21 protein-coding genes are annotated in these 24,605 nt (G+C 67.4%); 13 read left to right on the plus strand and 8 right to left on the minus strand.

The annotated features are described in order from the left end of the window. Positions 1 to 209: 209 nt before the first annotated feature. Genes AC5RVS_RS09900 through AC5RVS_RS09910 form a run of 3 tightly spaced genes read right to left on the minus strand, consistent with a single transcriptional unit; the run spans position 210 to position 3,035 of the window. The gene (locus tag AC5RVS_RS09900) at positions 210 to 1,532 is read right to left on the minus strand and encodes an adenylate/guanylate cyclase domain-containing protein (RefSeq protein ID WP_494107999.1); all 1,323 of its coding nucleotides are present in this window, start codon (positions 1,530 to 1,532) and stop codon (positions 210 to 212) included. Between the two features lie 18 nt (positions 1,533 to 1,550). Further along, positions 1,551 to 2,111 (minus strand): PH domain-containing protein, encoded by a 561-nt coding sequence (locus tag AC5RVS_RS09905; protein ID WP_494108000.1) that lies wholly within the window; start codon positions 2,109 to 2,111, stop codon positions 1,551 to 1,553. Between the two features lie 36 nt (positions 2,112 to 2,147). Beyond that, positions 2,148 to 3,035, minus strand: a complete 888-nt coding sequence (locus AC5RVS_RS09910; protein ID WP_494108001.1) for a biotin--[acetyl-CoA-carboxylase] ligase — start codon at positions 3,033 to 3,035, stop codon at positions 2,148 to 2,150. Between the two features lie 237 nt (positions 3,036 to 3,272). On the opposite strand from AC5RVS_RS09910, the gene AC5RVS_RS09915 reads away from it, so the two are divergent. Together AC5RVS_RS09915 and AC5RVS_RS09920 are read left to right on the plus strand one after the other, a co-directional pair. After that, complete coding sequence (locus tag AC5RVS_RS09915) at positions 3,273 to 4,868, plus strand: acyl-CoA carboxylase subunit beta (RefSeq protein ID WP_494108002.1); 1,596 nt, start codon at positions 3,273 to 3,275, stop codon at positions 4,866 to 4,868. Further along, positions 4,865 to 5,137, plus strand: coding sequence for an acyl-CoA carboxylase epsilon subunit (locus tag AC5RVS_RS09920; RefSeq protein ID WP_494108003.1), 273 nt, complete (start codon positions 4,865 to 4,867; stop codon positions 5,135 to 5,137). The genes AC5RVS_RS09915 and AC5RVS_RS09920 overlap by 4 nt, the downstream gene beginning before the upstream one ends. A 35-nt stretch (positions 5,138 to 5,172) precedes the next feature. Here the strand turns inward: AC5RVS_RS09920 and AC5RVS_RS09925 are convergent, their stop codons facing one another. Further along, positions 5,173 to 6,432, minus strand: a complete 1,260-nt coding sequence (locus tag AC5RVS_RS09925) for a serpin family protein (RefSeq protein WP_494108004.1) — start codon at positions 6,430 to 6,432, stop codon at positions 5,173 to 5,175. A 172-nt stretch (positions 6,433 to 6,604) separates the two neighbouring features. Here AC5RVS_RS09925 and AC5RVS_RS09930 point away from each other — a divergent pair, with 172 nt between their 5' ends. The 4 genes from AC5RVS_RS09930 to AC5RVS_RS09945 all read left to right on the plus strand — a co-directional run bounded on the left by AC5RVS_RS09930 (position 6,605) and on the right by AC5RVS_RS09945 (position 11,595). Further along, positions 6,605 to 8,335 (plus strand): DUF885 domain-containing protein, encoded by a 1,731-nt coding sequence (locus AC5RVS_RS09930; RefSeq protein ID WP_494108005.1) that lies wholly within the window; start codon positions 6,605 to 6,607, stop codon positions 8,333 to 8,335. Between the two features lie 253 nt (positions 8,336 to 8,588). Further along, positions 8,589 to 9,245, plus strand: coding sequence for a Maf family protein (locus AC5RVS_RS09935; protein WP_493988043.1), 657 nt, complete (start codon positions 8,589 to 8,591; stop codon positions 9,243 to 9,245). A gap of 121 nt (positions 9,246 to 9,366) precedes the next feature. Continuing rightward, on the plus strand, positions 9,367 to 11,148 hold the full coding sequence (locus AC5RVS_RS09940; RefSeq protein ID WP_494108006.1) for an acetyl/propionyl/methylcrotonyl-CoA carboxylase subunit alpha: 1,782 nt from the start codon (positions 9,367 to 9,369) through the stop codon (positions 11,146 to 11,148). 177 nt (positions 11,149 to 11,325) lie between these two features. Further along, positions 11,326 to 11,595 carry a GlsB/YeaQ/YmgE family stress response membrane protein gene (locus tag AC5RVS_RS09945; protein WP_493977616.1) on the plus strand — a complete coding sequence of 90 codons (270 nt, stop codon included), beginning with the start codon at positions 11,326 to 11,328 and terminating at the stop codon, positions 11,593 to 11,595. A gap of 159 nt (positions 11,596 to 11,754) precedes the next feature. Here the strand turns inward: AC5RVS_RS09945 and AC5RVS_RS09950 are convergent, their stop codons facing one another. After that, the gene (locus AC5RVS_RS09950) at positions 11,755 to 13,158 is read right to left on the minus strand and encodes an MFS transporter (RefSeq protein WP_494108007.1); all 1,404 of its coding nucleotides are present in this window, start codon (positions 13,156 to 13,158) and stop codon (positions 11,755 to 11,757) included. 224 nt (positions 13,159 to 13,382) lie between these two features. Here AC5RVS_RS09950 and AC5RVS_RS09955 point away from each other — a divergent pair, with 224 nt between their 5' ends. Further along, positions 13,383 to 14,237: an alpha/beta fold hydrolase gene (locus AC5RVS_RS09955; RefSeq protein ID WP_494108008.1), complete on the plus strand. Its 855-nt coding sequence runs from the start codon at positions 13,383 to 13,385 to the stop codon at positions 14,235 to 14,237. Between the two features lie 80 nt (positions 14,238 to 14,317). Here AC5RVS_RS09955 and AC5RVS_RS09960 read toward each other — a convergent pair whose 3' ends face one another. After that, positions 14,318 to 15,013, minus strand: a complete 696-nt coding sequence (locus AC5RVS_RS09960; RefSeq protein WP_494108009.1) for a hypothetical protein — start codon at positions 15,011 to 15,013, stop codon at positions 14,318 to 14,320. A gap of 200 nt (positions 15,014 to 15,213) precedes the next feature. On the opposite strand from AC5RVS_RS09960, the gene AC5RVS_RS09965 reads away from it, so the two are divergent. From AC5RVS_RS09965 to AC5RVS_RS09980, 4 genes are all read left to right on the plus strand, one after another. Continuing rightward, positions 15,214 to 15,405, plus strand: a complete 192-nt coding sequence (locus AC5RVS_RS09965) for a hypothetical protein (RefSeq protein ID WP_494108010.1) — start codon at positions 15,214 to 15,216, stop codon at positions 15,403 to 15,405. A gap of 66 nt (positions 15,406 to 15,471) precedes the next feature. Next, positions 15,472 to 15,795 carry a hypothetical protein gene (locus AC5RVS_RS09970; protein ID WP_493988037.1) on the plus strand — a complete coding sequence of 108 codons (324 nt, stop codon included), beginning with the start codon at positions 15,472 to 15,474 and terminating at the stop codon, positions 15,793 to 15,795. Between the two features lie 30 nt (positions 15,796 to 15,825). Beyond that, positions 15,826 to 18,348, plus strand: coding sequence for a Tex family protein (locus tag AC5RVS_RS09975; RefSeq protein ID WP_494108011.1), 2,523 nt, complete (start codon positions 15,826 to 15,828; stop codon positions 18,346 to 18,348). Between the two features lie 471 nt (positions 18,349 to 18,819). Then, positions 18,820 to 19,191: a hypothetical protein gene (locus tag AC5RVS_RS09980; protein ID WP_493988035.1), complete on the plus strand. Its 372-nt coding sequence runs from the start codon at positions 18,820 to 18,822 to the stop codon at positions 19,189 to 19,191. Between the two features lie 37 nt (positions 19,192 to 19,228). Here the strand turns inward: AC5RVS_RS09980 and AC5RVS_RS09985 are convergent, their stop codons facing one another. Then, complete coding sequence (locus AC5RVS_RS09985) at positions 19,229 to 20,209, minus strand: response regulator transcription factor (RefSeq protein WP_494108012.1); 981 nt, start codon at positions 20,207 to 20,209, stop codon at positions 19,229 to 19,231. 123 nt (positions 20,210 to 20,332) lie between these two features. Beyond that, positions 20,333 to 21,736, minus strand: a complete 1,404-nt coding sequence (locus tag AC5RVS_RS09990) for an NAD(P)H-quinone dehydrogenase (RefSeq protein ID WP_493988033.1) — start codon at positions 21,734 to 21,736, stop codon at positions 20,333 to 20,335. 169 nt (positions 21,737 to 21,905) lie between these two features. Between AC5RVS_RS09990 and AC5RVS_RS09995 the strand changes: the two genes are divergently transcribed. Beyond that, positions 21,906 to 22,706 (plus strand): purine-nucleoside phosphorylase, encoded by an 801-nt coding sequence (locus AC5RVS_RS09995; protein ID WP_494108013.1) that lies wholly within the window; start codon positions 21,906 to 21,908, stop codon positions 22,704 to 22,706. A gap of 11 nt (positions 22,707 to 22,717) precedes the next feature. Further along, positions 22,718 to 24,514, plus strand: coding sequence for a phospho-sugar mutase (locus AC5RVS_RS10000; protein ID WP_494108014.1), 1,797 nt, complete (start codon positions 22,718 to 22,720; stop codon positions 24,512 to 24,514). Positions 24,515 to 24,605: the final 91 nt, after the last annotated feature.

The following is a 24,605-nucleotide window of genomic DNA, read 5'->3' on the forward strand; positions in this document are numbered from 1 at the left end:
TAACCACCGAGCGTAAACCCGAGCGCATGGGGAGCACTCCCCTGCCGGGCAAAGTCTCGGGAACGACGACGGCGGCGCTCGGTTTGGTCCGTCGGGTCCCCTCGGCGGGCACCGCCGCCGTCCCCGCCTCAGCGGGCACCGCCCTCGTCCACGCCCGCGGTGCGCGCCCGCCAGCACCGCGGGCGCCGCCCGCCGTCCGGCGACCGGATCTAGTCGACGACCAACCCTTGGCCGGTGCCGTGGGCAACGGTGACCGGGTTGACCTCGCCGAATCCGCGGACCGTGCGCACCTTCTGCGGGATCAGCACGAACCTCTCATCCCCGGCGAGCGTGGACGCGGTGGACGCGTCGACCAGCACGGTGCCGGGCTCCGCGAGCGTGGTCAACCGGGCGGCGAGATTCACCGTGGGGCCGTAGATGTCGCCGAGCCGGGAAAGGACCCTGCCCCAAACCATGGCAACCCGCGCCGACGGCAGCAGATCGTCGTCACCGATGGCCTTCGCCAACGCCAGCGAGATTTCAGCCCCGGCCTGCGGCGAGGACGCGATGTAGAGGACTTCATCGCCGATCGTCTTCACCAAGCGCCCGCCGCCCACGGAGATAATCTCGGCACAACGGTTTTCGAACCGCTGGACCAGTTGGGCGAGGGTCTTCTCGTTCATCTGGCGGGACAGGCTCGTATAGGAAACCAGGTCTGCGAAACCCACGGCCCGCAACAGGGGCAGCGAATCGACGTCGCCACCTGCCCCGGCGCCGGCACCCAGGGCGGCCTCGGCCCGCACGGTCAGGCGGGCAACCCCGGCGTTGAGCTGTCGGCGGTAGGAGTAGAGCAACAGCTTTTCCAGGGAATCGATCAGGTTCGGCAGCTCATGGACCAGCCGCTGGCGGGCCTGGGCATCGGTGAGCCCCCGCTGGTGCACCATTTCCTCCACCAACGCCTCCACCTGCCAGACCACCATGCGGTCCGTCATCTGGCCGACCGACCGGGTGATCGAAATGGCCGCTTCTTCGGTCAACCGTTCCTCGCGGACCAGATCGATGATGGTGGTCAAGGCATCCAGGTCGGCCTGGGTGAAGGCGAGGTCCTCGTCCCCGAGGTTGGCGAACCCCAAGGCCCGCCAGATCTTGCGGGCCGACAACAGCGAGACTCCTGCACCGGCGGCCACTTCACGGCGCTTCATGGTCCGTTCAGAGCCCAGCAACCGGATCTCGAGATCCTTGATCGCTTGCCGGTCCACTTTTCCGTCGGACTCGGCGGCGGGTGCTGATTGGGCGGGCAACGGCACGCGCGGCATGGACAAGGTCAACGTCTCGGGCTCCCCGGCCGGGTGGCCTCCGGTGGCCCGCAGCCCTTCGGGTGCCGGCTCTGCCTCCAGCACAGGTTCCGGATCCTCCGGGCGGGTTTCCTCCAGCTCTTCGTCCGGCTCGTCCGCGGCCGACGGCGGAACTTCGCGGCGCAGCAGGTGGGGCAGCTCGGGATCACGCGGGACCGGTGCCCGGCGCGGTTCATCCTGTCCGCTGCTGATGTCCATCCTGTGCTTTCCTCCCTGTCAGCTGTCCCAGCTGTTCCACTCGGTTTCCGTTTCCATGTCTACACCATCAAACATGGCGGTGCGTGGCAGCTCCTCGATGGCCTCCACCACCAACGATCTGAACCGGTGGACCTCCGGTACGTCAACCAACGTGCTGGTGCGTCCGTGCCCCAGCTCGATCGTGAGATTGCCGCTGCGCAGTGTGCGCTGGATGATGGACTGTTCGCTGTGGACTTCGGCAATTGCCACCAGCAGCAGCTGGCGTTCATGCCGCCGCCCGACGCCCTGGCGGATGATGAGGCGCCTGCTGGTCAGCAGATACCGCGTACTCATCCAGCGCAGCAGCGGCAACAGGAACAGCCGTGACAGCAGCGCCGCCACCGTCACGGCCAGTCCGGCGAGCAGCAACGGGCGCCACTCGACCACCCAGTCCGGCGGGCTGGGGCGGCTGAGGTTGCCCAACACGTAGGAGCCGGCGCCAAGCACCAACAGCGCTGCCACCACCGGCCAGGAAAGCTTCCGGGCCTGCGGCCGTGTCGCCACGATCACGCGCTCCCCCGGATCCAGTTTCAACCGCAACGGCGCTCCCGGATCCGGCAGGGCGTCCAGAGCAACTCAGGGACCTTCGTGCGGCCGGAGGTGCACGACGTCGCCGGCTGTCACGACGTGCTCCGTGCCTTCCGCATCACGGATCTTCACGGCGCCGTAAGCGTCCAGGCCGAAGGCCTCGCCGATGATCTGCTTCCCGTCCGGAAGCTCGGCGCGCACCTGCTGTCCCAGGGTGACCATGACGTCGCGCATGCGCCCGATCAGGCTGGATCCGTCGTCCCATTCGGCCGCGGGGTCGCCGCTGACATCACAGAACTGCCGGTAGCGCTGAGAGAACACCCGCAGATAGGACATCAGCAGGATATTCCGGTCGGTCGTCCGGCCCTTTTCCAGCGCGACGCTGGTGGCCGTGGGAACGGGCAGCTCATCCTTGGAAAGGGTCACGTTGAGGCCGGTGCCGAGAACGATGGCGGGGGGCGAGCCGTCGGGGTAGTTGACGATTTGGGCCAGGATGCCGGCGATCTTTCGCCCGGAGACCAGGACGTCGTTGGGCCATTTGACCTCGGCCTTGAGCTGCGCATACTCGCCGAGCGCCTCTGCCAGCGCGGCGGCCGCCAGCAGTGAGAACCAGGCGTAGCTCTGGGTCGGCACGGGCCGGCCGGCGTGGTTGAAGGGGCGCAGCAGGATGCTCACGATCACCGACGAGCGTGCCGGGGCGCTCCACTGCCGTTCCAGCCGGCCGCGGCCTGCTGTTTGCACTTCTGCGGCCAGGACGCTCAGGTCCGACCAGCCCACTTTGTCGGCGACCGCCTTGGCCGCCAGGTCGGTATTGGTGGAGCCCGTGGATTCCACCAGTTCGAGCCTCCGGTACGGGCCCAAGGGTGCGCAGAGAGCGTCGCTGAGGCCGTCGAAATCCAGGGCCGGTCGGTCAACGTCGGAAAAACTCGGGCTCATGTATCCCATCCTACTGACCGCGGGCTACGGAGGGGCTGCCGCCGGGCCGCCGTCGTCGGCCTCGACCGGGCAAAAGCAGTTGCGGCGAAATTGTAGGGTTCCTACAGCGGGCGCGAGGCCGATGCTCACTAGACTTGGTTCAGCGGCGTGCCTGTGCCTTGCTGTTTTGTGCGAAACCTACTTAAACAGCCTGCAGAGCGCCGGCATCCGACACCCTCGGCAGAATCCGGAGAATCCATGAGCCTCGACCAAGACCTTGATCTGCAGACCACTGCAGGCAAGATTGCGGACTTCCGCCGCCGCCAGGCGCAGTCCATGCAGCCTTCCGGCGCCGAGGCGATCGAGAAGCAGCATGCCCGCGGCAAGAACACCGCTCGGGAACGGATCGAAATGCTGGTGGACGAAGGCTCCTTCGTCGAGTTCGACGCCTTTGCCACGCACCGGTCGACGGCCTTTGGCATGGAGAAGAAGAAGCCGCTCGGCGACGGCGTCGTCTCCGGTTACGGCACCGTCGACGGGCGCCTGGTCGCGTTGTACAGCCAGGACTTCTCCGTCTACGGCGGCTCGCTGTCCCAAGTCAACGGCGAGAAAATCGTGAAGGTGCAGGAATTCGCCCTGCGCAACGGATGCCCCGTCATCGGCATAAACGACGGCGGCGGGGCGCGCATCCAGGAGGGTGTGGCATCGCTGGCGATGTTCGCCGACATCTTCCGCAACAACGTCGCCGCCTCCGGCGTGGTGCCCCAGATCTCGCTGATCATGGGTCCGTGCGCCGGCGGGGCCGCCTACTCCCCCGCCCTGACGGACTTCGTGGTGATGGTCGACAAGACCAGCCACATGTTCATCACCGGACCGGACGTCATCAAGACGGTCACCGGCGAAGAAGTGGACATGGAGACGCTGGGCGGAGCACGCCAGCACAACGCCACGACGGGCACCGCCACCTATCTGGCCGCCGATGAGTCGGACGCTGTCGAGTTTGTCCGCGAGCTGCTCGAGTTCCTCCCCTCGAACAATTTGGCCGAGGCTCCTCCGCTGGACTTCGAGGAGGAACTCGAAATCACCGCCGACGACCTAACCCTTGACGAGCTGATTCCGGATTCGGCCAACCAGCCGTACGACATGCGGACCGTGATCGAGCACGTCGTCGACGACGGCAATTTCCTGGAAATGCAGTCGCTGTATGCGCCGAACGTGATCATCGGCTACGGCCGCGTCGAGGGGCACACCGTGGGCGTCGTCGCCAACCAGCCCATGCAGTTCGCCGGCACCTTGGACATCAACGCCTCGGAAAAGGCCGCCCGCTTCGTCCGTCACTGCGACGCCTTCAACATCCCCATCCTCACCCTGGTGGACGTGCCCGGCTTCCTGCCGGGCAAGGACCAGGAATTCAACGGCATCATCCGCCGCGGAGCCAAACTGCTCTATGCGTACGCCGAGGCCACGGTGCCGAAGCTGACGGTCATCACGCGCAAAGCCTACGGCGGTGCCTACATCGTGATGGGCTCCAAGAAGCTCGGTGCCGACCTGAACCTCGCCTGGCCCACGGCCCAGATCGGCGTGATGGGCGCCCAAGGCGCGGTCAACATCCTGTACCGCCGCGACCTGGCGGCCGTGGCTGCCGAAGGCGGGGACGTCGAGGCCCGCCGGCAGGAGATCATTTCACAGTACGAAGAAGAGCTGCTCAACCCGTACCAGGCTGCCGAGCTCGGTTACGTCGACGCCGTGATCGCACCGTCCGACACCCGCCTCCAAGTGGTCCGCGGCCTGCGGGCGCTGCGCGACAAGCGGGCGACCATGCCGCACAAGAAACACGGGAACATTCCGCTATGAGCCGTTGGTCAGACATGAACACAGCACAGTCTTCAGACCCGGCCGCGGTGCGGCGCGACGATGCCGCCGTGCGGCCGCAACCGCTGCTGACCGTTGCCAAGGGCAATCCGAACGCCGAGGAACTCGCCGCCCTGACCGCCGTCGTCGCCGCCCTGCAGTCCGCCGGGCCGGCCGGTTCGCCCAAGAGCAGGCCCCGGCGAAACCGCCGGCCGCTGCTGCGGCCGTTCGTCTCTCACGGACCCGGCGCCTGGCGGCACACCTTCCGGTAGCCGGCCCCGGGCACCGGGTACCACTTTCCGGGCGCTCAGCGAGGGTCCAACACCGTGCCGAGGAACAGCGGGAGTCCCGTCGGCAGGTGGACGATCTGGTACAGGAAGGGCCGGTCGAACGAGAGCTCGACGTCGGGCCGCGGTGGCAGCGAACCGGCCATTATGTCAAGCTCCGTCACGGCCGCTGCGACTGTCCCCTTTTCCCCTACGGTGATGTTGGCTTGCTGGGCCGCGCCGGTCACCGAGGCGTCCTGCTGTATGGCCTCCAAATCGGGATTCGGGCCGAAGGTCTCGGCGAGTCCGAGTCGGCGCAGGATCGGCAGCAGGTCTTGGTGGTGGGTGTGGTTCCAGCTGGGCAGCTGCAGAAGGACCATGGCGTCGGCGGCACTGTCCATGACCGTAGCCACGTCCCCCAGGCCTTCCTCGTCCAAAACCGGCGCGCCGCCGTCGGGCAGGACAAGGCGCATCACGAATCCGTCGCTGTACGGCAGGTCGATGCCCTGCCAGCCGTTCCCGCGCCCGTACGCCGCCTGCACGAGATTGCCCATCATGGGTACCTTGACCGTCCCGCCCGAAGCCGTGGTGAAGGCGCCGTCCTCCGTTGCCGACGGGTCGAACGGCTGTTCCCATGCAGCCGCGAAATAGACGGCGTTGAGGAGGGTCAGCGTGTTCCCCGGGTCGAAGGTGCCGGGGGCCTCGGTGATGCGGCCGCCGGTGTGGTGGTCCACCCACGCATCCATGGCGTGTTTGGTCGCTGGATCGGAATAGTCCACCGGATATACGCCGGAGCCGTAATGCCGGGCCAGGGTGTGCAGGTAGTCCTCGCCGGTGGGCGTCCCCTCGTCCACGAAGATGCCGTTCGCCAGGTGCAGCAGCGGCCGGACCGGCGGCTCCTCCTCGTCGACCGAGCCGGGATCGCCGTCGAAACCTTCCCACCCGGCCAACAGCCCGTTCATGGCGTCGTCAAGATTCCCGTCCGGCAGCCCCAAAACGGCATCCATCTCGCGGGCGGTAGTACTGCCGGCGCCGGCGCGGAGCATGGCAACGGCATAGAGCAGGCTCACCGGACTGGTGACCTGGTTTTTCTCCGGCGCCGCCGCGAGCATGGCTGCTCCCAGCTTGTAGGCCGAACGCCGCAGCGCGTCGACCTCGGCGGGATAATCCCCCGCTGCCGCGTCCACCCGGGCCACACCGTCCGCGGTCAGCAGTTCCGGAGGCGCCGCACAGCCGCCGAGCACCATGGCGGGCGCCACCCCCAAAGCCGCCAACGCCGCCGTCGTCCTCTTGCGCACCATGCTCTCCTCACCGTTGATCCCCCAACCTATGGGGCGGCAGGCCCAGAGGGCCAGAGGCGGCACACTACGATTCCGTGACAATCGCCGCGTGCCCGACCGGCCTCAGGGTGCCGGACAGCAGCCACGCACGCCGGCGTGGCCGGGGTCAGCGGGTTGCCGGTAGGCTCTCCCTGTGACTGAGCAGACATCTGAACTGACCAAGACCCCGGAAACCGGGCGCACTCCGTCCGCCATCGATGCCGTCGCAGACGCCTACACGGCGGCCCTGCTGGAGTTGGACCCTTCGCTGGCGACCTCCCTTGGCATCCCCGGACACGAGACCGAGTACCCGGACTACTCCCCTGCCGGCGCCGAGGCCTTCGCCGAGGTTACCCGAGAGGCGCTGCGGCGGCTCGAGGACCTGGAACCGACCGACGACGTGGACCGCGTCACCCTCGATGCGATGCACGAGCGGCTGGGCCTTGAACTCGAAATCCACGAGACCGGCTGGGACCTGGCGGACCTGAACAACATCGCCTCGCCGGCGCAGGACATCCGTGCCATCTTCGACCTGATGCCCACCGACACCGTCGAGGACTGGAACAACATCGCCGGCCGCATGGCGCACGTTCCGGACGCGATTGCCGGCTACGTGACGTCGCTGCGCGAGGCCAAGGACCGCGGTCTGGTCGCCGCCAAGCGGCAGGTGCGGATCGTGATCGAGCAGACCCGTGCGTACGCGGCCGAGGACGGTTTCTTCCGCACGCTGGCCGGGCACGCTGCATTGGAAGAGGGCGAGCTGTCCCGGGACCTGCGCGACCGGCTGGCCGATGCCGCGGGCACCGCGGCGACCGCCTACGGCCGGCTGGCCTCGTTCCTCGAGGCCGAGCTGCTCCCGGCAGCCCCGGAGCAGGACGCGGTGGGCCGGGAACGCTATGCCCTGATGTCGCGCCGTTTCCTGGGGTCTGCGGTGGATCTGGAAGCCACCTATGCCTGGGGCGTGGCGGAACTGGACCGCATCATCGCGGAGCAGGAAGCCGTGGCGGAACAAATCCGGCCCGGGGCCAGCATCGAGGAAGCGATGGCGCTGCTGGATTCGGATCCCCAGCGGCAGCTGCACGGCACCGAAGAGCTGCAGGCGTGGATGCAGGGCCTCTCGGACAAGGCCGTGGAGGAGCTGGCCGACCACTTCGACATTCCCGAACCCATGCGCCGGCTGGAGTGCATGATTGCCCCGACGCATGAGGGAGGCATCTACTACACCGGGCCCAGCGACGACTTCGCCCGACCGGGCCGGATGTGGTGGTCGGTGCCCGAAGGCGAAGACAGCTTCACCACGTGGAAGGAAACCACCACGGTCTACCACGAGGGCGTTCCGGGCCACCATCTCCAGGTCGCGACGGCCACCTACCGCCGCGAGCTGCTGAACAACTGGCGGCGGAACATCTGCTGGGTTTCCGGCCACGGCGAAGGCTGGGCGCTGTATGCCGAACGCCTGATGGATGACTTGGGCTACTTGGCCGATCCGGGCGACCGGATGGGCATGCTCGACGCGCAGCGCATGCGGGCAGCCCGCGTGGTGTTCGACATCGGCGTCCACCTGGAGCTGGAGATCCCCGCGCGCTGGGGCTCGGGAACCTGGACCCCGGAGAAGGGTTACGAGTTCCTGCGCAAGAACATTGCCATCAGCAAGGGCCAGCTGGACTTTGAGTTCACCCGGTACCTTGGGTGGCCGGGACAGGCCCCGTCCTACAAGCTCGGCCAGAAGCTCTGGGAGGAAATCCGCGACGAGCGGCGGCGTCGGGAGGGCGATGCCTTCGACATCAAGGCCTTCCACAGCCAGGCGCTGAATATCGGCTCGGTGGGACTGGACACCCTGCGGCGCGCGCTGCTGGGCGAGGACCCGGTGGCCGCCGCCGGCTGACCCGGGACCCGTCCGGCCGGGCGGGGACAGACAGGAGGGCCGATGCATCCCCCAACGGTGCACCGGCCCTCATCTGTGCCGGGTCCCTTCGGCCCGGTCAAGGGCGTACTCTCCGGCGGGAGAAGCTCCCGCCGAAATCGTACGGTCAGGCAACCGGTCCACGGGACAACGGCGGTGATTCTTTACGCTCAGGTCACGGGCCGGAAACACCCTAAGCAGGGTTCGCTTTGCGGCGCCGGATAAGCTTGGTCGGATGACCGACCTTCGCCTGATTCTGGCCTCAGCATCCCCCGCCCGCACCAAGCTCCTGACCGAAGCCGGCATCGCGCACGAGGTCCTGGTGTCGGACGTGGACGAAGAAGCAGTCACGGCGGGCTACGGCATCACCGACCCCCACGACACTGCGCTGTTGTTGGCACGGGCCAAGGCCGAGGCTGTCGCGGCGCTCCCCGCGGCCGAAGGCGCCTTGGTGCTTGGCTGCGACTCGGTGTTCGAACTCGACGGTGCGCCGTACGGCAAGCCGCACGAGCCGGACGTCGCCCGTGAACGCCTGCACCGGATGAGCGGGCGGCACGGCGTGCTGCACACCGGTCATTGGCTGGTGGACTGCCGCCCCACCGCCTTCGAAGCCGGCGCGCAGGAAACCCCCGACGCCGGATCGGGGGCCACCGTGGGCGCGGTCGCCTCCGCCGCGGTGCATTTCGCCCAGCTCACCGACACGGAAATCGACGCCTACGTGGCCAGCGGCGAACCGCTCCACGTTGCCGGTTCGTTCACCATCGACTCGCTGGGCGGCGCCTTCATCGAGCGGGTGGACGGCGACCCCCACGCCGTCGTCGGCCTTTCCGTCTCCACCTTGCGCCGACTGCTGGCCAGCGCCAACGTGCAGATCACCGACCTCTGGAACTGACCGCTCGGACGTTTTGTAGGACCTCTACAAAGAACCGCCCCTTCACACGCAGAAAAGGGATGGTTCATGAGCGAATCCCGCAAAAGCAGGCTAGGCTCCTCAAGGATAGAAGGAGCTTTGAATGACCCAGCGCATCACCAAGGTACTGATCGCCAACCGTGGTGAAATTGCCGTCCGCGTAGTTCGTGCAGCACGGGACGAAGGCATTGCCTCGGTCGCCGTCTATGCCGATCCGGACCGTGATGCCCTGCACGTCCGTCTGGCAGACGAGGCCTATGCACTCGGCGGGAGCACCGCGGCCGAATCCTATCTCGTGATGGACAAGCTCCTGCAGGTGGCCGAGGCCGCCGGTGCCGATGCCGTCCACCCCGGCTACGGTTTCCTGTCCGAAAACGCAGAGTTCGCCCAGCGGGTCATCGACGCCGGCCTGACCTGGATCGGCCCATCTCCCGACGCCATTTCCCAACTGGGCGACAAGGTCCAGGCCCGGCACATCGCCGAACGGGTCGGCGCCCCCTTGGTGCCCGGAACGCCCGATCCGGTGGGCAGCGTGCAGGAAGTCCTGGACTTCGCCGACACGCACGGCCTGCCGCTGGCCATTAAGGCGGCCTACGGCGGCGGCGGCCGCGGCATCAAGGTGGTCCGCGACCGAGAGGCCATCGCCGAGTCCTACGAGTCGGCGGTGCGCGAGGCCACGGCGGCATTCGGACGCGGCGAATGCTTCGTGGAGCGTTTCCTGGACTCTCCGCGGCACGTGGAAACCCAGTGCCTGGCCGACGCGCACGGCAACGTGGTGGTCATCTCTACCCGCGACTGTTCGCTGCAGCGCCGCAACCAGAAACTCGTGGAGGAGGCCCCGGCCCCGTTCCTGTCCCCCGAGCAGAACGAGCGCCTTTACGCAGCGTCCAAGGCGATCATGCGCGAGGCCAGGTACCAGGGCGCCGGCACCTGCGAATTCCTCGTCGGCCAGGACGGCACGATTTCCTTCCTCGAGGTCAACACCCGCCTGCAGGTGGAGCATCCCGTGTCCGAGGAAGTCACCGGCATCGACCTGGTCCGCGAACAGTTCCGCCTGGCCCGCGGCGAAGAGCTCGGCTATGACGACCCCGACGTGCGCGGCCACTCGTTCGAGTTTCGCATCAACGGCGAGGATGCCGGGCGCAATTTCATGCCGGCCCCCGGGACCGTCGAGACCCTGCGCCTGCCCACCGGCCCCGGCGTCCGCGTGGATTCGGGCATCGAGGCGGGCGAAGTCATCGGCGGCAACTTCGATTCCATGCTGGCCAAGCTGATCGTCACCGGCAGCACCCGCGCCCAGGCATTGGAGCGCGCCCGCCGCGCGCTGGACGAGATGGAAATCGGAGGCATGCCCACCGTGCTGCCGTTCCACCGCGCCGTGGTGGCCGACCCTGCCTTCGCCCCCGCGGATGGGCCTTTCAGCATCCACACCCGCTGGATTGAAACCGAGTTCGTCAACGACATCCCGGCGTTCCAGTCGGTCCCGGCCGCCGGACCCGACGACGACGGCGAACGCCAGCGTGTGACCGTCGAGGTCGGGGGCAAGCGGCTCGAGGTCGTGCTGCCGGCGGGTCTGGGCAGCGGTTCCGGCGCGCAGGCGAAGTCCAATGGCAAGCCCAAACGCGCCGGCCGGGGCCGTTCCGGCTCCACAGCCGGTGCCGTGACCGCTGGCGACGGATTGGCCTCGCCAATGCAGGGCACGATCGTGAAGGTAGCCGTCACCGAAGGCGACACGGTTGCGGAAGGCGATCTCGTCGTCGTCCTGGAGGCGATGAAGATGGAGCAGCCGCTCACCGCGCACAAGTCCGGGACCATCCTGGGGCTGGCAGCCAAGCCCGGGGACACCGTTTCAGCCGGTGCCGTGCTGGCCACCATCGCGGATTAAGGCGCCATTTTCCGGGCGAACTGTATCACCGCTTGTAGTCTTGTCACGTTTTAGTACCAAGTGGGCGCGGCAACTTACTAAGCACGCTGTCCATGCGGTAGCGTGATGCTTACCAAGGAGCAGAACCCGGCCTGACCGGGAGAATTGACGCAGCACCTAACAAAGGAGATGCACCACATGAACTTCCTAGCATTCCTCTTACTCGGACTTATTGCCGGAGCCATCGCCAAGCTGATCCTTCCCGGACGGCAGGGCGGCGGCTGGATTGCCACGCTCGTCCTCGGTGTCATCGGTGCCCTCCTGGGCGGATGGATCGGCGGTGCTGTGATGGGCGCCGACATGAACGAATTCTTCAGCCTCGAATCGTGGATCTGGGCCATTATTGGCGCCCTGATCGTGCTGGTGATCTGGGGCTTCATCACCAAGAGGAGGAGCACAACCGCTTAACCTTGGCCGATTGAACTGCTCCTTCAGCGGCACAAAGGCCCGCCGTCCACCGGAGACGGCGGGCCTTTGCCATGCCCGCAACTGCGGCGGCACCTGAACCACGGCAAAGAAAGACCCGCGGCCCCGGCCGCGGGTCTTTCTTTTAGTCCTACGAACAGGTCAGCTCGACTGGTTCTCGTAGTCCATGTCCTTGGTTTCCTTGGTCAGCAGCAGGGCGACCAGGGTCAGGACGGCAGCGCCACTGAGGTAGAGGCCCACCAGGACCGTGCTGCCCCCGGCCGCCTGCCACAGGGCGACGGCGATGAATGGGGCCACCGAAGCGCCCAGGATCGAGGAGAAGTTGTAGGCCACGGCCGACCCGGTGTAGCGCACGTTGGTCGGGAACAGTTCGGGCAGGATTGCGCCCATCGGTCCGAAGGTCAGGCCCATCAGCGTGAAGCCGATGATCAGGTGCGCCATGGTGCCGGCGAAGCCGCCGTCGAAAAGCGGCACCCAGAGGAAGCCGAATGCCATGATGCCCAGGGACACCGCGATCAGCGTCTTCTTGCGGCCATACTTTTCGGCCAGGGGTCCCGACACCAGGGTGAAGATGCCGAAGAACACGACGCCGATGATCAGCATCAGCAGGAAGTCGTTGCGGGCGTAGCCCAGCCCGGCGGCGAAGGTGTCCGGATCGAACGGCTTTCCGGCCGCCTCGGCCGCGGCGGCGGCGTCCTCGGCGTTGGTCGCTGCCGTGCCGTACGAGAGCGTGAAGGTGGTCATCAGGTAGAACAGCACGTAGGTCGCCAGCATGATGAACGTACCCCGGATCAGCTGGCGCCAGCTGGTCTTGAACACCCGGCCCAGCGGCAGCTTGGTCACCTCGCCCTTGTCCACGACCTTCTGGAAGGCAGGGGTTTCCACCAGCTTCAGGCGCACCCACAGGCCGATGATGACCATCACGGCGCTGGCCAGGAACGGAATGCGCCAACCCCAGGCCATGAACTCGTCATTGGCAAGGTTGATGCTCAGCACCAGGAACAGCGAGTTGGCGATGATGAAGCCGATCGGGGCACCCAACTGCGGGAAGGTGCCGTAGATGGCCCGCTTGTTGGCCGGCGCATTCTCAGTAGCCAGGAGGGCCGCGCCGCTCCATTCGCCGCCAAGGGCCAAGCCCTGGGCGAAGCGCATGACCACCAGCAGGGCGGGCGCCCAGAAGGACCAGCCGTCCACCTGGGCGGTGGGCAGGCAGCCGATCAGGAAGGTGGCGATGCCCATGGTGAGCAGCGAAGCCACCAGCGTTCCTTTGCGGCCGAACTTGTCGCCGAAGTGCCCGAAAATGATGGACCCCAACGGACGGGCGATGAAGGCTACGCCGAATACCGCGAACGAACTCAGCAGTGCGACGGCTCCGCTGGCATTCGGGAAGAACAGCGCCGGGAACACGAGCACGGCGGCCGTGGCATAGACGTAGAAGTCATAGAACTCGATGGACGTGCCAACGAGGCTGGCAACGATGACGCGGCCGCGGGAGTTCACCGGCGCGGCAGGCGCCCCCGCGGTAACTGATGCTGGTTTGGACATTGGTGTGTCGGCTTTCGCTCGAATGAATAACTTCTGAATCTTAGTCAGATGGGTCCGCGATCCGGACAATTGTTTCAATATGTGGACCGCTGTGCTAGGCGTCCTCACCACGCCCGCCGCGTCCCCCCGTGCCGCCGTGCCGCCGGCCAAGGCTCGCCGCGGTCGCCGGTCCGCCGTAGGCTGGGTGCGGACCGTAGGAGGCATGCGCGGCAAGGGAGAGCCCGATGGAGGCCGATGAACGGCACAGGATGCTGGCGCGCCCCGATGCGGCCCTCTCCGTTTACTCCTACGGCCCGCCGCACGGTTCCGGGATTCCAGCCGTCCTGCTGATCCACGGCTACCCCGATGACCACTCGGTCTTCGCCTCCGTCGCCACCGCGCTGAGCGCCAATAGCCACGTCATCTCCTATGACACCCGCAATGCCGGGGCATCCCGAACCACCGTCGCCCATCGCAGCGCCTATCGCCTGCCCGTCCTGGTGGACGATCTCTTTGCGGTGATCGATGCCTCCGGGGCACGGGGCGTGCACCTCGTAGGACACGACTGGGGATCGATCCAAGGCTGGGCAGCGGCCCAGGATACCCGTGCCGAGGGCCGGATTCTGAGCTTCACCAGCATTTCCGGCCCGGACCTGGGCCATCTTCATCGCTGGTTCGGCCGCAGGATACGCAGGCCCGTGCTCTGGCCGCAGGCGGCAGGCCAGGCATTGCGCAGCTTGTACGTCGCCGGGTTCCAGTTGCCGGTACTGCCGGAACTTGCCTGGCGGACGCTCCTGACCCGTCCGTACGAGCGGTTCGCCAGCCGGAGGATCGGCGACAACGGTGCCCGCGGACTCGCCCTGTACCGGGCGAACTGGTACCGCCCCCAGATCCTGTCGGCCCGCTGCCGGATTCCCGTGCAGGTGATAGTCCCGCGGCGGGACCCGTTCCTCTCGCCCCACCTCGTGGACGGGCTGGAGGATTGGGTGCCGCAGTTGAAGGTCGTTGAAGTCGACGGCGGCCACTGGTGGCCCGCAGAGGCCGGAGAATCAGCTGCGCGGATGGTGAGGAGCTGGATTGCAGATTTAGCGGGGACTTGAGGTTTCGCTTGAAGGCCCCCGGCGTGCCGGCCTGGCTATCCCAGCGGCCCCCCGGGCTGTCACCGAAGGCGCGTCCGGGGCTATCCCCGCGGCCGCGCCCGGCGTGACACGGCGTAGGACGGAGCGCGCAGCTTCTCGATCCACCGGTAGGTTGCCGCGCCCGGAAGCCGGTGCACGATCGGGTCAAAACGAAGGGCGGTGTCTCCCCCGCCCTGCGCGGGCCGCAGCGTGAGGGTAGCAAACCGGCGCCACGGGCCCCACGGCTGCGCATGGAACAGCGCCAGCACCCAGTCCTCGCTGCCCAGCGCCTGTCGGAATCCGACGGGATCCGCCGGAAGTCGCCCGTTCGGCCGGAGCGTGCGGGCGGCGAGCTGGACCGGGCCGCGTGCCCCTCGGTAGGGCATCACCGTGGTCAGCGCTGCCGCACGAACATCCCGCCGGGGCTGCAGAAGATACCTTCCGACCCGGGAGGCGCCGCTGGAAGCCAGCAGGATGTCGGCCTGCGCGCCCTCTGCGGTGACCCGCAGCGCGAGCCCGATGATGTCGGGAAACCGCGGCGGCAGCCCGGCTGACCTTGACAGCCGCGCCTCGACGTCGTTGTTCCCCGCTTCGTCCAGCCACGGTATGCCGCAGGCGATGGACTTTCCCGATCTCTCCAGCCGCCCTTCAAGGTGAAGTCCGATCGGATGAATGGGCCGGGCGGGCCGCAGCGTCTTGAGCGCCGAGAAGACAAAGGCCAGGCCCCGCCCCGCCGCTGTGCCAATGTGATCTGGCATGGCTGCCGGCTCCTTCCCCCGTGACGCTGTAGCGCTTCTGCAAACGCTCGCGTCATCGCCGTCCACTGTCATGCAGGCGAGCCATTCGGGCTGCGGCACCACCATAGACAGCATACTGAGCATCAGCCTACTCTGATTGGCATCGGGCACTACGCGGACTTCGCCAAACCGGGTCCGCCGCCCCTGGCGGGAGGAAATCCATGATGAGCAGCGGCAAGGAATATTCCGGTTCCGGGGAAGAGGAAGCAGCAGCTCCCCCAGATCCGGAGCCCGGCGACGAAAACAGCACGAAATCCGAGAATCCAATGGAAACCTCCGGTCCCGATTCCAAGGATGTGCAGGGGGAAGCCGCAGCCGAAAACGCCAAGGAATCGGGCGGATACGGCTACTGAAGCCGCCGCCCCTGACTCGAGGCTGTGCCGTCCGTTTCCGTCCGCGCCGGATGGCAAGGTTGCCACATGAACAAAGTAGACGTCAGGACCGCCAGCCGGTACGCACGGGCCCGCGCCGAACCCCGCGCCCGCGCCGAAGACCGCCATGCCGGGGCCACGCGCGAGCCCTACCGCCGGGAACCTTATGTCCGGGTGCGCCACGAGGGAAAGACCTTCGATGCCAAGGCCATTTCCTGGGACCGGACCAGCGTGCAGGTGAAGTGGATGGATACGCACGGCTCCGCCCGTACCGCCTGGGTTCCCGGCAGCGAGGTCCGCCGGATCCACCGTGACGAGTCCGGCTGGCGCGACCCCTATGATGACTACGCTTTTTACTATCCCGGCACCTAGGGCAAGCCTCGAATACGGCACAATGGATCGGTGACCGAATCATCCGCGCCTGCCCCGCCCGCCCCCGCAGCAACCCCGCCTCCTGTCGATCCGGCCGCGCTCAATGCCCGGATCCACGCCCAGCTCGCCCAGGAGCTCGGCGTCCATGCCTGGCAGGTCAAGGCCGCGGTGGAAATGCTCGACGGCGGTGCCACCGTCCCGTTTATCGCCCGGTACCGCAAAGAGGCCACCGGGACGCTGGATGACGCCCAGCTGCGTGACCTCGAGGAGCGGCTGCGCTACCTGCGGGAACTGGAAGACCGCCGTCGTGCCGTGCTGGAGGCCATTGCCGCACAGGGCAAACTGACCGCCGAGCTGGAAGCGACCGTCAACGGAGCCGAGACGAAGGCGCGGCTGGAGGACATCTACCTTCCCTACAAGTCCAAGCGGCGGACGAAGGCGCAGATTGCCCGCGAAGCAGGCCTGGAGCCGCTCGCCGACAGCCTCCTGGCCGACCCGTCCCAGGATCCGCTGTCAGCGGCTGGAGGGTTTCTCAATGCCGGGCACGCCATCAATGAGCCGGCCGATGCCTTGGCCGGTGCCCGGGCGATTCTGGTGGAGCGGGTCAGCCAGGACGCCGATCTGGTCTCCGAGCTGCGCGAACGGCTGTGGCAGCAGGGCCTGGTGCGGGCGGAGGTCCGCGAGGGCATGGCTGAAACCGGCCAGAAGTTCGCCGACTACTTCGACTTTGCCCAAGACCCCGCCGGCCTTCCATCGCACCGGGTGCTGGCGCTGCTTCGGGGCGAGAAGGAAGGCGTGCTGAACCTGGACATCAGCGAAGGCAATCCGGCTCATCCGGAGGACTTCGCCGAGGCGCGCGGCCGGTTTGAGAACGCCGTGGCGTCACGGATGGGCGTGGTTGACCGCGGGCGGCCGGCCGACCGGTGGCTCCAGCAAACCGCGCAGCTGGGCTGGCGGCGGGTCCTGGTCAAGCTGGCCATCGACCTCCGTGTGCGGCTGTTCACGGCAGCAGAAGACGAAGCCGTGCGGGTCTTCGCCGCCAATTTGAGGGACGTGCTGCTGGCCGCACCGGCCGGCAACCGCGCCACCTTGGGGCTGGACCCCGGACTGCGCACGGGCGTGAAGGTCGCGGTCGTGGACGGCACCGGCAAGGTGGTGGCGACCGATACCATCTATCCGCATGCTCCGGCCAGGAAATGGGACGACTCGCTCGCCACCCTGGCCAGGCTCGCGGACCGGCACGCCGTCGAACTCGTGGCCATCGGCAACGGGACCGCTTCGCGGGAAACCGACAAGCTGGCCACCGAGCTGATCAAACTGATGGAGCCCACCCGCAGACTGCAGAAGCTGGTGGTTTCGGAGGCGGGTGCGTCGGTCTACTCGGCCTCGGCCTTGGCCTCGGCGGAACTGCCCGAACTGGATGTCTCGCTGCGCGGTGCCGTCTCGATCGCGCGCCGGCTGCAGGACCCGCTGGCGGAACTGGTCAAGATCGACCCGAAGTCCATCGGCGTGGGGCAATACCAGCACGACGTCACGGCCAGCAAGCTGGAGCGGTCCTTGGACGCGGTGGTCGAAGACTGCGTCAACGCGGTCGGGGTGGATCTGAACACCGCCTCCCCGTCGCTGCTCTCCCGCGTGGCCGGCCTCGGTACGCAATTGAGCGAGAATATCGTGGCCTACCGCAACGCCAACGGCCCGTTCGCCAAGCGCTCCGAGCTGAAGAAGGTCCCGCGGCTGGGTGAGAAGGCGTTCGAACAGTGCGCCGGATTCCTTCGCATTACCGGCGGGGCGGAGCCGCTTGATGCGTCCAGCGTGCACCCGGAGGCGTACGGCGTCGCCCGGAAGATCCTCGCCGCCGCAGGCACAACCGCGACGGCGGCGGGACGGGGCGCCCAGTCCCTGGCCGTACTGGACCCGCAGCAGTTCGTCGACGAGCACTTTGGCCTTCCGACGGTGGTGGACATCATCACCGAGCTGGAGAAGCCGGGCCGCGACCCTCGCCCGACCTTCACCACCGCCTCTTTCACCGAGGGCGTGGAAAAGATTTCCGACTTGATGCCGGGCATGGTGCTGGAAGGCACCGTAACCAACGTCGCGGCGTTCGGAGCCTTCGTCGACGTCGGCGTCCATCAGGACGGGCTGGTCCACATCTCCGCCATGTCGAACAAGTTCGTCTCGGATCCCCATGACGTGGTCAAGTCCGGCCAGGTAGTGAAGGTCAAGGTTTTGGAAGCCGATCCGGAGCGCAAGCGCATCTCCCTGACGCTGCGGCTCGACGACGAAGCACCCGCCGGCGACCGGCGCCAGCCCGGGTCCGGCCAGCCAGGCCGCGCCGGCGAAACCAGCACCCCAAAGGGCGGGGCCCGTCCCGGTCCCGCCGGGGGCAAGACAGGGCGCCGCGACGGCCGGAAGCCCGGGCGCGGCGACGGTGGCAAGCCGGGGCGCGGCGACGGACGGAAGCCCGGCGGAGGTACCGGCTCCGCTCCCGGCCCCGGCGCCTCCGCCGACACCGCAATGGCCGAGGCGCTCAGGCGGGCAGGCTTGGGAAGCTAACAAAGGAACAGCCCCAGCACCACCCTCACGTCCGGAGCACTCCCTCCGGACGGGACGAGGGCAAGGTTCTGGGGCTGTTCCTTTGCGGATGGTGGACTAACGGAGACTGTGCCTCCGGCCCCGGTTACGGGGTCTGAAACCACAGTCACCACTGTGACTGACGTCGCTTAAGGTCGCGGAGGCATCCGCTGAAGATTTGCTCAGCTTTGGCCTAAGCGTGCCGCCTGGTCCGTGCCCAACGCCCGGCCGAGACCGGCGACGCCGCGGATACCGCCTGTCGGCCCGCCTGCCCGGGAGCACGGGCAGGCAAAATTGGTGCTCAAGAGTTACCCAAGGATGCGCCCGCACGCCTCGGTTGGCCCCGACAGTCGCTTACGATGTAAGTAGTTTGAAGTCGCAACAAGTTTGAAAGGAGCGCCGCCCGATGCTCCCTTCCGGGCAGTCCTCCGCGTCCGGCCATCAGGCGTTCTCATGACCGCCATCGCGCCGGAAATGCCTCTGGTTTCACCCGCAGTGCTGGAAAAACTGGCAACAGACCTCGACGACCACGACGGCAGCATGCGCCGCCGCTTCATCGGCAATTATGTGGGGCTCTGGGAACACCGCTATGGAAGGGTTTCCAACGCCATTCTCGCCCGGGACGCCGAAGCCGCCATGGACGCAATCCTCAGTTTGAAGATCTCCAGCAGCATGGTGGGGGCCGGACGGCTCGGCCAAATGGCAGAACATCTCGAAGGCCTGGTCAACGGCCGGCTCTTTGACGCCGCGGCTACCCTTTTGGACGACCTGCGCACCTGCGGGATGACGACGACGTCACAGCTGCGCAACCTGCATCTGCAGTAGCGCGCGCGTCAGGCGGGATTTTAGCGCCGGGGTGGCGTCACTGCTTCGGTGCCAGGCTGTAGCCCACGCCGCGGACTGTCTTAATCCAGCGCGGGGACTTGGTGTCGTCGCCGAGCTTGCGGCGGAGGTTGGCCATGTGCACTTCGATCGTGCGTTCGTCGGAATCCGAAATGTAGCCGCCGGTATTGTAGGGCTCGTTGCGAAGCCGGCGGACCAGATCGGCCTTGGTCCGCACCACCCGGCCGCTTTCCATCAGGGCGTACAGCAGGTCGAACTCGCTGCGGGTCAGTTCGAGCTCGCGCCCGGACCGGATCACCGTGCGGGCACGGTGGTCGACCACGATGCCGTTGTGTTCGAGCACCCCGTCACCGGCCGGGCTGGCCGCCCCGGCTGCGACAGGCGCTGCCCCGGCGCCGGTCTCGGCCGCGAAGGCTGGCGCCCCGCCGCTTCCTGCGAGCCCAGCTACCGAAACGGCACCGGACGTCGACAGCGACAGGCCCGGATGCCCCCCGGGGCCCACCCCTGCTCCCTGCAGGACGGGTTCCGGCGCCGGTGCGGTGACCGCCGTGCCGGCCCCGGCCGGCCCTGCCGGCGTGCCCCCGCGGGTACCGCCGTCCTCCGGCAAACCGCCGTCGCTGCCCTTGACGGTACGCGGGCGGCGCAGCATCGCGGTGATCCTGGCGCGCAGTTCCCGGGGGCGAAATGGCTTGGTGAGGTAATCGTCGGCGCCGGTTTCCAGGCCCAGCAAAGTGTCCAGTTCTTCGGCACGCGCGGTGAGCATGATGATGTAGGTGTCGCTGAAGCGGCGCACCTGGCGGGCCACCTCGAAGCCGTCGATGTCCGGCAGGCCGAGGTCGAGGGTGACGACATCGGGATTGTGGCGCTTGATGGCGGCAACGCCTTCCATCCCGGAGGAGGCGGTGTACACCGTAAATCCGGAACTGGACAGGACCGTCGAGATCAGCTCCCGGATGTCCAGGTCATCCTCCACAATGACGGCAGTACGCTGCTCGCTCATTCTTTATCCCCCAACTGACTAACTTCGGTTCATCGTTTCATTGCATAGCTATTTGATGATCATAGACCTAGAAACAAACAATGTGGCGAAATAGTAGTCGGGAATGACGGCGGAATCCGCCGCCTAGAGATGCACGTGCAGCCGCCTCGCCGCCTCGGAAATGGAACCGGTCAGCGACGGGTACACCGTGAACGTGTTGGCGATATCGTCCACGTGGAGTTTTTGGCTGACCGCCAACGCGATGGGGAAGATCAGTTCGGAAGCCCGTGGGGCCACCACCACTCCCCCGATAACCGTGCCGGACCCGCGCCGGGCAATGATTTTCACGAAGCCGTCGGAGACGTTCATCATCTTGGCCCGCGCATTCGTGTTGAGCGAGAGTTTGATGATGTCGCCCTGATACTTTCCGGCGGCAATTTCCTCCTCGGTCACCCCGACGGTGGCGATCTCCGGGCTGGTGAAGATATTGGACGCCACCTGCTTGAGCTTCAGCGGCTTGACGTAGTCGCCCAGCAGGTGGGCCACGGCGATGCGGCCTTGCATCGCGGCCACCGAGGCCAAAGCGAGGACGCCGGTACAGTCGCCGGCAGCATAGATGTTCGATGCGGTGGTGCGCGAGACGCCGTCCACCTTGATGTGGCCGCTCTCGGTCAGGGCAACCCCGGCTTCTTCGAGTCCAATGCCGGCGGTGTTGGGAACGCCGCCCACGGCCAGCAGGCAGTGCGACCCCTCGACCACCCGGCCGTCGGCCAAGGTGACCAGCACGCCGTCGTCCGTTCGTTCCACGCTGGCGGCGCGGGACTTGGACAGCACCGTCATGCCGCTGCGGGCGAAAACGTCCTCGAGCACCTCGGCGGCGTCGGCGTCTTCGCCTGGCAGCACCCGGTCCCGCGAGGAGACCAGGGTGACTTTGGTGCCAAGCATCCGGTAGGCGGAGGCGAACTCCGCTCCGGTCACGCCCGAACCGACCACGATCAGGTGCTCCGGGATCTCGGTCAGGTTGTAGACCTGGGTCCAGTTGAAGATGCGTTCACCGTCCGGCTTGGCCGTGGACAGTTCGCGGGGCGTGGCGCCGGTGGCCACCAGGATGGCATCCGCTGCGACCGTCTCGGTCCCGGTGTCGGTCGACACGGCGATGGTGTTCGGGCCGGAGAGCTTGCCTTCGCCCAGGATGACGCGCACCCCGGCACGTTCCAACCCGTGGTGGATGTCCGCCGACTGGCTTTCGGCCAGCTTCAGCAGGCGGTCGTTGACCGTGCGCAGGTCGGCGTAGGCAGCCTTGGAGTCCTCGTCGAAGCGCACCCCGAGGTCATGGGCACTCGCGACCCGGCGCATGGCATCGGCGGTCGCGATCAGGGTCTTGGACGGCACCACATCGGTCAGCACGGCTGAACCGCCGAGACCCTTCCGTTCGATGATGGTCACCTTGGCGCCGAGCGAGTTGGCCACCATGGCCGCCTCATACCCGCCGGGGCCCCCGCCCAGGATCGCCAGACGCGGGGCACTGAAATCTATTTGGCTAGTCACGGACTTCATTCTGTCGCATGCCCCGCAACGCCTCAACCTGCCGGCGCGGCGTGCGGCAGGCGGCCGCCGCCCGGCACCGCGCCGGGGGCATCCCCAATGCAGGGAACGACGACGGCGATGCCCGCCTGACGCTTTCAGCAGCAGTTCGCCAGCGGGTAGGTTAGGGGCTGTGACTACAGATCCCTTTGAACTGGCCGCCGAGGCAGCCGCTTTCCTCGCCCGGCAGACCGGTGTTGCCGCCCACGATGTTGCGCTGGTGCTCGGCTCAGGCTGGGGCGAAGCCGCCGACCTCGTCGGAGAAACCACCCACTCGATTCCGGCCACGGACATTCCCGGGTTCTCCGCCCCCGCCGTCGAGGGCCATGTCGGCACCATCCGCTCCGTCCGGACGCCCGACGGCAAGCGCGTGCTGGTCCTCGGCGCCCGCACCCACTACTACGAGGGCAAGGGCGTGCGCGCGGTCGTCCACGGGGTCCGGTCGGCCGCGGCGGCAGGGTGCAAGACGCTGGTGCTGACCAACGGCTGCGGCGGACTGAACCCGGCCTGGGCGCCGGGGACGCCGGTGCTGATCAGCGACCACCTCAACCTCACCGCTGCCTCCCCGCTGGAAGGCGCAACCTTCGTTGACCTGACCGACCTCTATTCGGGACGGCTGCGCACCTTGGCGCGGGAGGTGGATCCCAGCCTGGACGAAGGCGTGTACGCACAGTTCCCCGGCCCCCACTACGAGACTCCGGCCGAGGTGCAGTACGCCAAGCGGATCGGAGCCGACCTGGTCGGCATGTCCACGGCGTTGGAGGCCATCGCCGCCCGCCACGCCGGCATGGAGGTTTTCGGTATCTCCCTGGTGACCAACCTGGCCGCCGGCATCAGCGAGACCCCGCTCAGCCACACCGAGGTCCTCGAGGCGGGCCGGGCCGCGGGGCCGCGGATCTCGCGGCTGCTGGCCGGAATTGTCGCCAAACTGTGAACGGGAGCGACATGACCGCAACGCCCGACGAGTTGAAGGCCGCCGCCGAGGCCTGGCTGCAGGCCGATCCGGACGCGCAGACCCGCCGGGAATTGCAAGACCTGTTGGCAGCGGCCGGCGGCAGCGGCCCGGAAGCCGCCGCGGTGCGGGCCGAACTGGTGGACAGGTTCTCCGGAACCTTGGCCTTCGGTACCGCCGGGCTGCGGGCCGCGCTCGGCGCGGGCCCCTTCCGGATGAACCGGGTGGTGGTGCGCAGGACCGCGGCCGGGCTGGCCCGCTTCCTGCTGGACACCGCCGCCGGCGCCTATGCGCCGCGTGCGGTGGTCGGTTACGATGCACGCCGGAACTCGGATGTCTTTGCCGCCGAATCCGCTGCCATCTTCACCGCCGCCGGCATCGAAACGTTCCTGATGCCTTCCGCCCTGCCGACACCGGTGCTGGCGTACGCCGTCCGGGCGCTGGGCTGCGAAGCGGGCGTGATGGTCACCGCCAGCCACAATCCCGCGCACGACAACGGGTACAAGGTGTATCTGGGCGGACGTGCCGTGGACGAAGGCGGCCGCGGAGCGCAGATTGTGGCACCCTACGACGCCGAGATCGCCGCCCGGATTGATTACATCCCGCCGCTGGAGTCCATCCGGCTGGCCGAGGAGGGCTGGAACGTCCTGCCGGACGGTATCGCCGACGACTACATTGCGGCGGTCACCGCGCTGGCCGACCCGCGGCTGTTCCCGCAGCGGGACCTGAGGATCGTGCTCACACCGATGCACGGCGTCGGCGGAGCCACCATGAGGGCGGTCTTTGAGCAGGCCGGATTCACCGACGTGACGCTGGTTGCCGCCCAGGCAGAGCCGGATCCCGATTTCCCGACCGTGGCCTTCCCCAACCCGGAGGAAGCCGGGGCGATCGATCTGGCCTTGGAAACGGCAGCGGAAATCGACGCGGACCTGGTGATCGCCAATGACCCCGATGCGGACCGTGCGGCGCTGGCTGCCAAGGATCCGATAACCGGCGCCTGGAGGATGCTTCGCGGCGACGAGGCCGGTGCCCTGCTCGGAGCGCACATGGCGGCACGTTTCGAAGGCCAGGACCGGCTGCGCACGGACCAGGACGCCTCCACCGATCCGATCGATGCACGGGCGGGCGAGAGCGCGGCTGCATCCCGGGTCTTCGCCAACTCGATCGTGTCTTCCCGGCTGCTGGGCAAGATCGCGGCCGATGCAGGGATAGCCCACGTGGAGACACTGACCGGCTTCAAGTGGATTTCCCGCGTCCCCGGCCTAACCTACGGGTACGAAGAGGCCCTGGGTTATTGCGTGGCACCCCATCTGGTCCGGGACAAGGACGGGATGTCCGCCGCCCTGCTGCTCGCAGAGCTCGCCGCCAACGTCAAAGCCGCGGGCCGGACGGTCTTCGACGTCCTCGATGAACTCGCGCTGAAGCACGGGCTCCACGCAACGGACCAGCTGAGCATCAGGGTGGACAACCTTGCCTTGATGGGAACGATGATGTACCGGCTCCGGGAGCGGCCGCCGTCGTCGCTGGCCGGCTCCCCGGTGGTGACCAGCACGGACTTGTCCATCGGCAGCGAAGCCTTGCCGCCGACCGACGGGCTGCTGTTTTTAGGCCAGGACGATACCCGCGTCATCGTGCGGCCGAGCGGCACGGAACCCAAGCTCAAATGCTATCTGGAGGTCATCCGGCCGGTCGCCGGCGCGGACCGGCTGGCGGAGGAACGCTCGGAAGCGGCCCGGCTGCTGGAGGCCATCAAAACCGACATCCGCACCACCCTTGGGGTGCCCGGATAGCCGGTGCGGGTCTCCGCCAATCGGGAACGGCCAGCATTCCTCCAGGGCGGCCGAGCTGTGCCAGAGCGGCCTTACGCGACGGGCCTGTGTG

This window comes from Arthrobacter sp. Y3221048 (assembly GCF_059092685.1).

Bases quoted from the DNA above. Each gene is read 5' to 3' on its own strand.
- AC5RVS_RS09900 (WP_494107999.1), bottom strand. From the start codon at position 1,532: ATGGACATCAGCAGCGGACAGGATGAACCGCGCCGGGCACCGGTCCCG.
- AC5RVS_RS09910 (WP_494108001.1), bottom strand. From the start codon at position 3,035: ATGAGCCCGAGTTTTTCCGACGTTGACCGACCGGCCCTGGATTTCGAC.
- AC5RVS_RS09915 (WP_494108002.1), top strand. From the start codon at position 3,273: ATGAGCCTCGACCAAGACCTTGATCTGCAGACCACTGCAGGCAAGATT.
- AC5RVS_RS09920 (WP_494108003.1), top strand. From the start codon at position 4,865: ATGAGCCGTTGGTCAGACATGAACACAGCACAGTCTTCAGACCCGGCC.
- AC5RVS_RS09925 (WP_494108004.1), bottom strand. From the start codon at position 6,432: ATGGTGCGCAAGAGGACGACGGCGGCGTTGGCGGCTTTGGGGGTGGCG.
- AC5RVS_RS09935 (WP_493988043.1), top strand. From the start codon at position 8,589: ATGACCGACCTTCGCCTGATTCTGGCCTCAGCATCCCCCGCCCGCACC.
- AC5RVS_RS09940 (WP_494108006.1), top strand. From the start codon at position 9,367: ATGACCCAGCGCATCACCAAGGTACTGATCGCCAACCGTGGTGAAATT.
- AC5RVS_RS09945 (WP_493977616.1), top strand. From the start codon at position 11,326: ATGAACTTCCTAGCATTCCTCTTACTCGGACTTATTGCCGGAGCCATC.
- AC5RVS_RS09950 (WP_494108007.1), bottom strand. From the start codon at position 13,158: ATGTCCAAACCAGCATCAGTTACCGCGGGGGCGCCTGCCGCGCCGGTG.
- AC5RVS_RS09955 (WP_494108008.1), top strand. From the start codon at position 13,383: ATGGAGGCCGATGAACGGCACAGGATGCTGGCGCGCCCCGATGCGGCC.
- AC5RVS_RS09960 (WP_494108009.1), bottom strand. From the start codon at position 15,013: ATGCCAGATCACATTGGCACAGCGGCGGGGCGGGGCCTGGCCTTTGTC.
- AC5RVS_RS09965 (WP_494108010.1), top strand. From the start codon at position 15,214: ATGATGAGCAGCGGCAAGGAATATTCCGGTTCCGGGGAAGAGGAAGCA.
- AC5RVS_RS09970 (WP_493988037.1), top strand. From the start codon at position 15,472: ATGAACAAAGTAGACGTCAGGACCGCCAGCCGGTACGCACGGGCCCGC.
- AC5RVS_RS09980 (WP_493988035.1), top strand. From the start codon at position 18,820: ATGACCGCCATCGCGCCGGAAATGCCTCTGGTTTCACCCGCAGTGCTG.
- AC5RVS_RS09985 (WP_494108012.1), bottom strand. From the start codon at position 20,209: ATGAGCGAGCAGCGTACTGCCGTCATTGTGGAGGATGACCTGGACATC.
- AC5RVS_RS10000 (WP_494108014.1), top strand. From the start codon at position 22,718: ATGACCGCAACGCCCGACGAGTTGAAGGCCGCCGCCGAGGCCTGGCTG.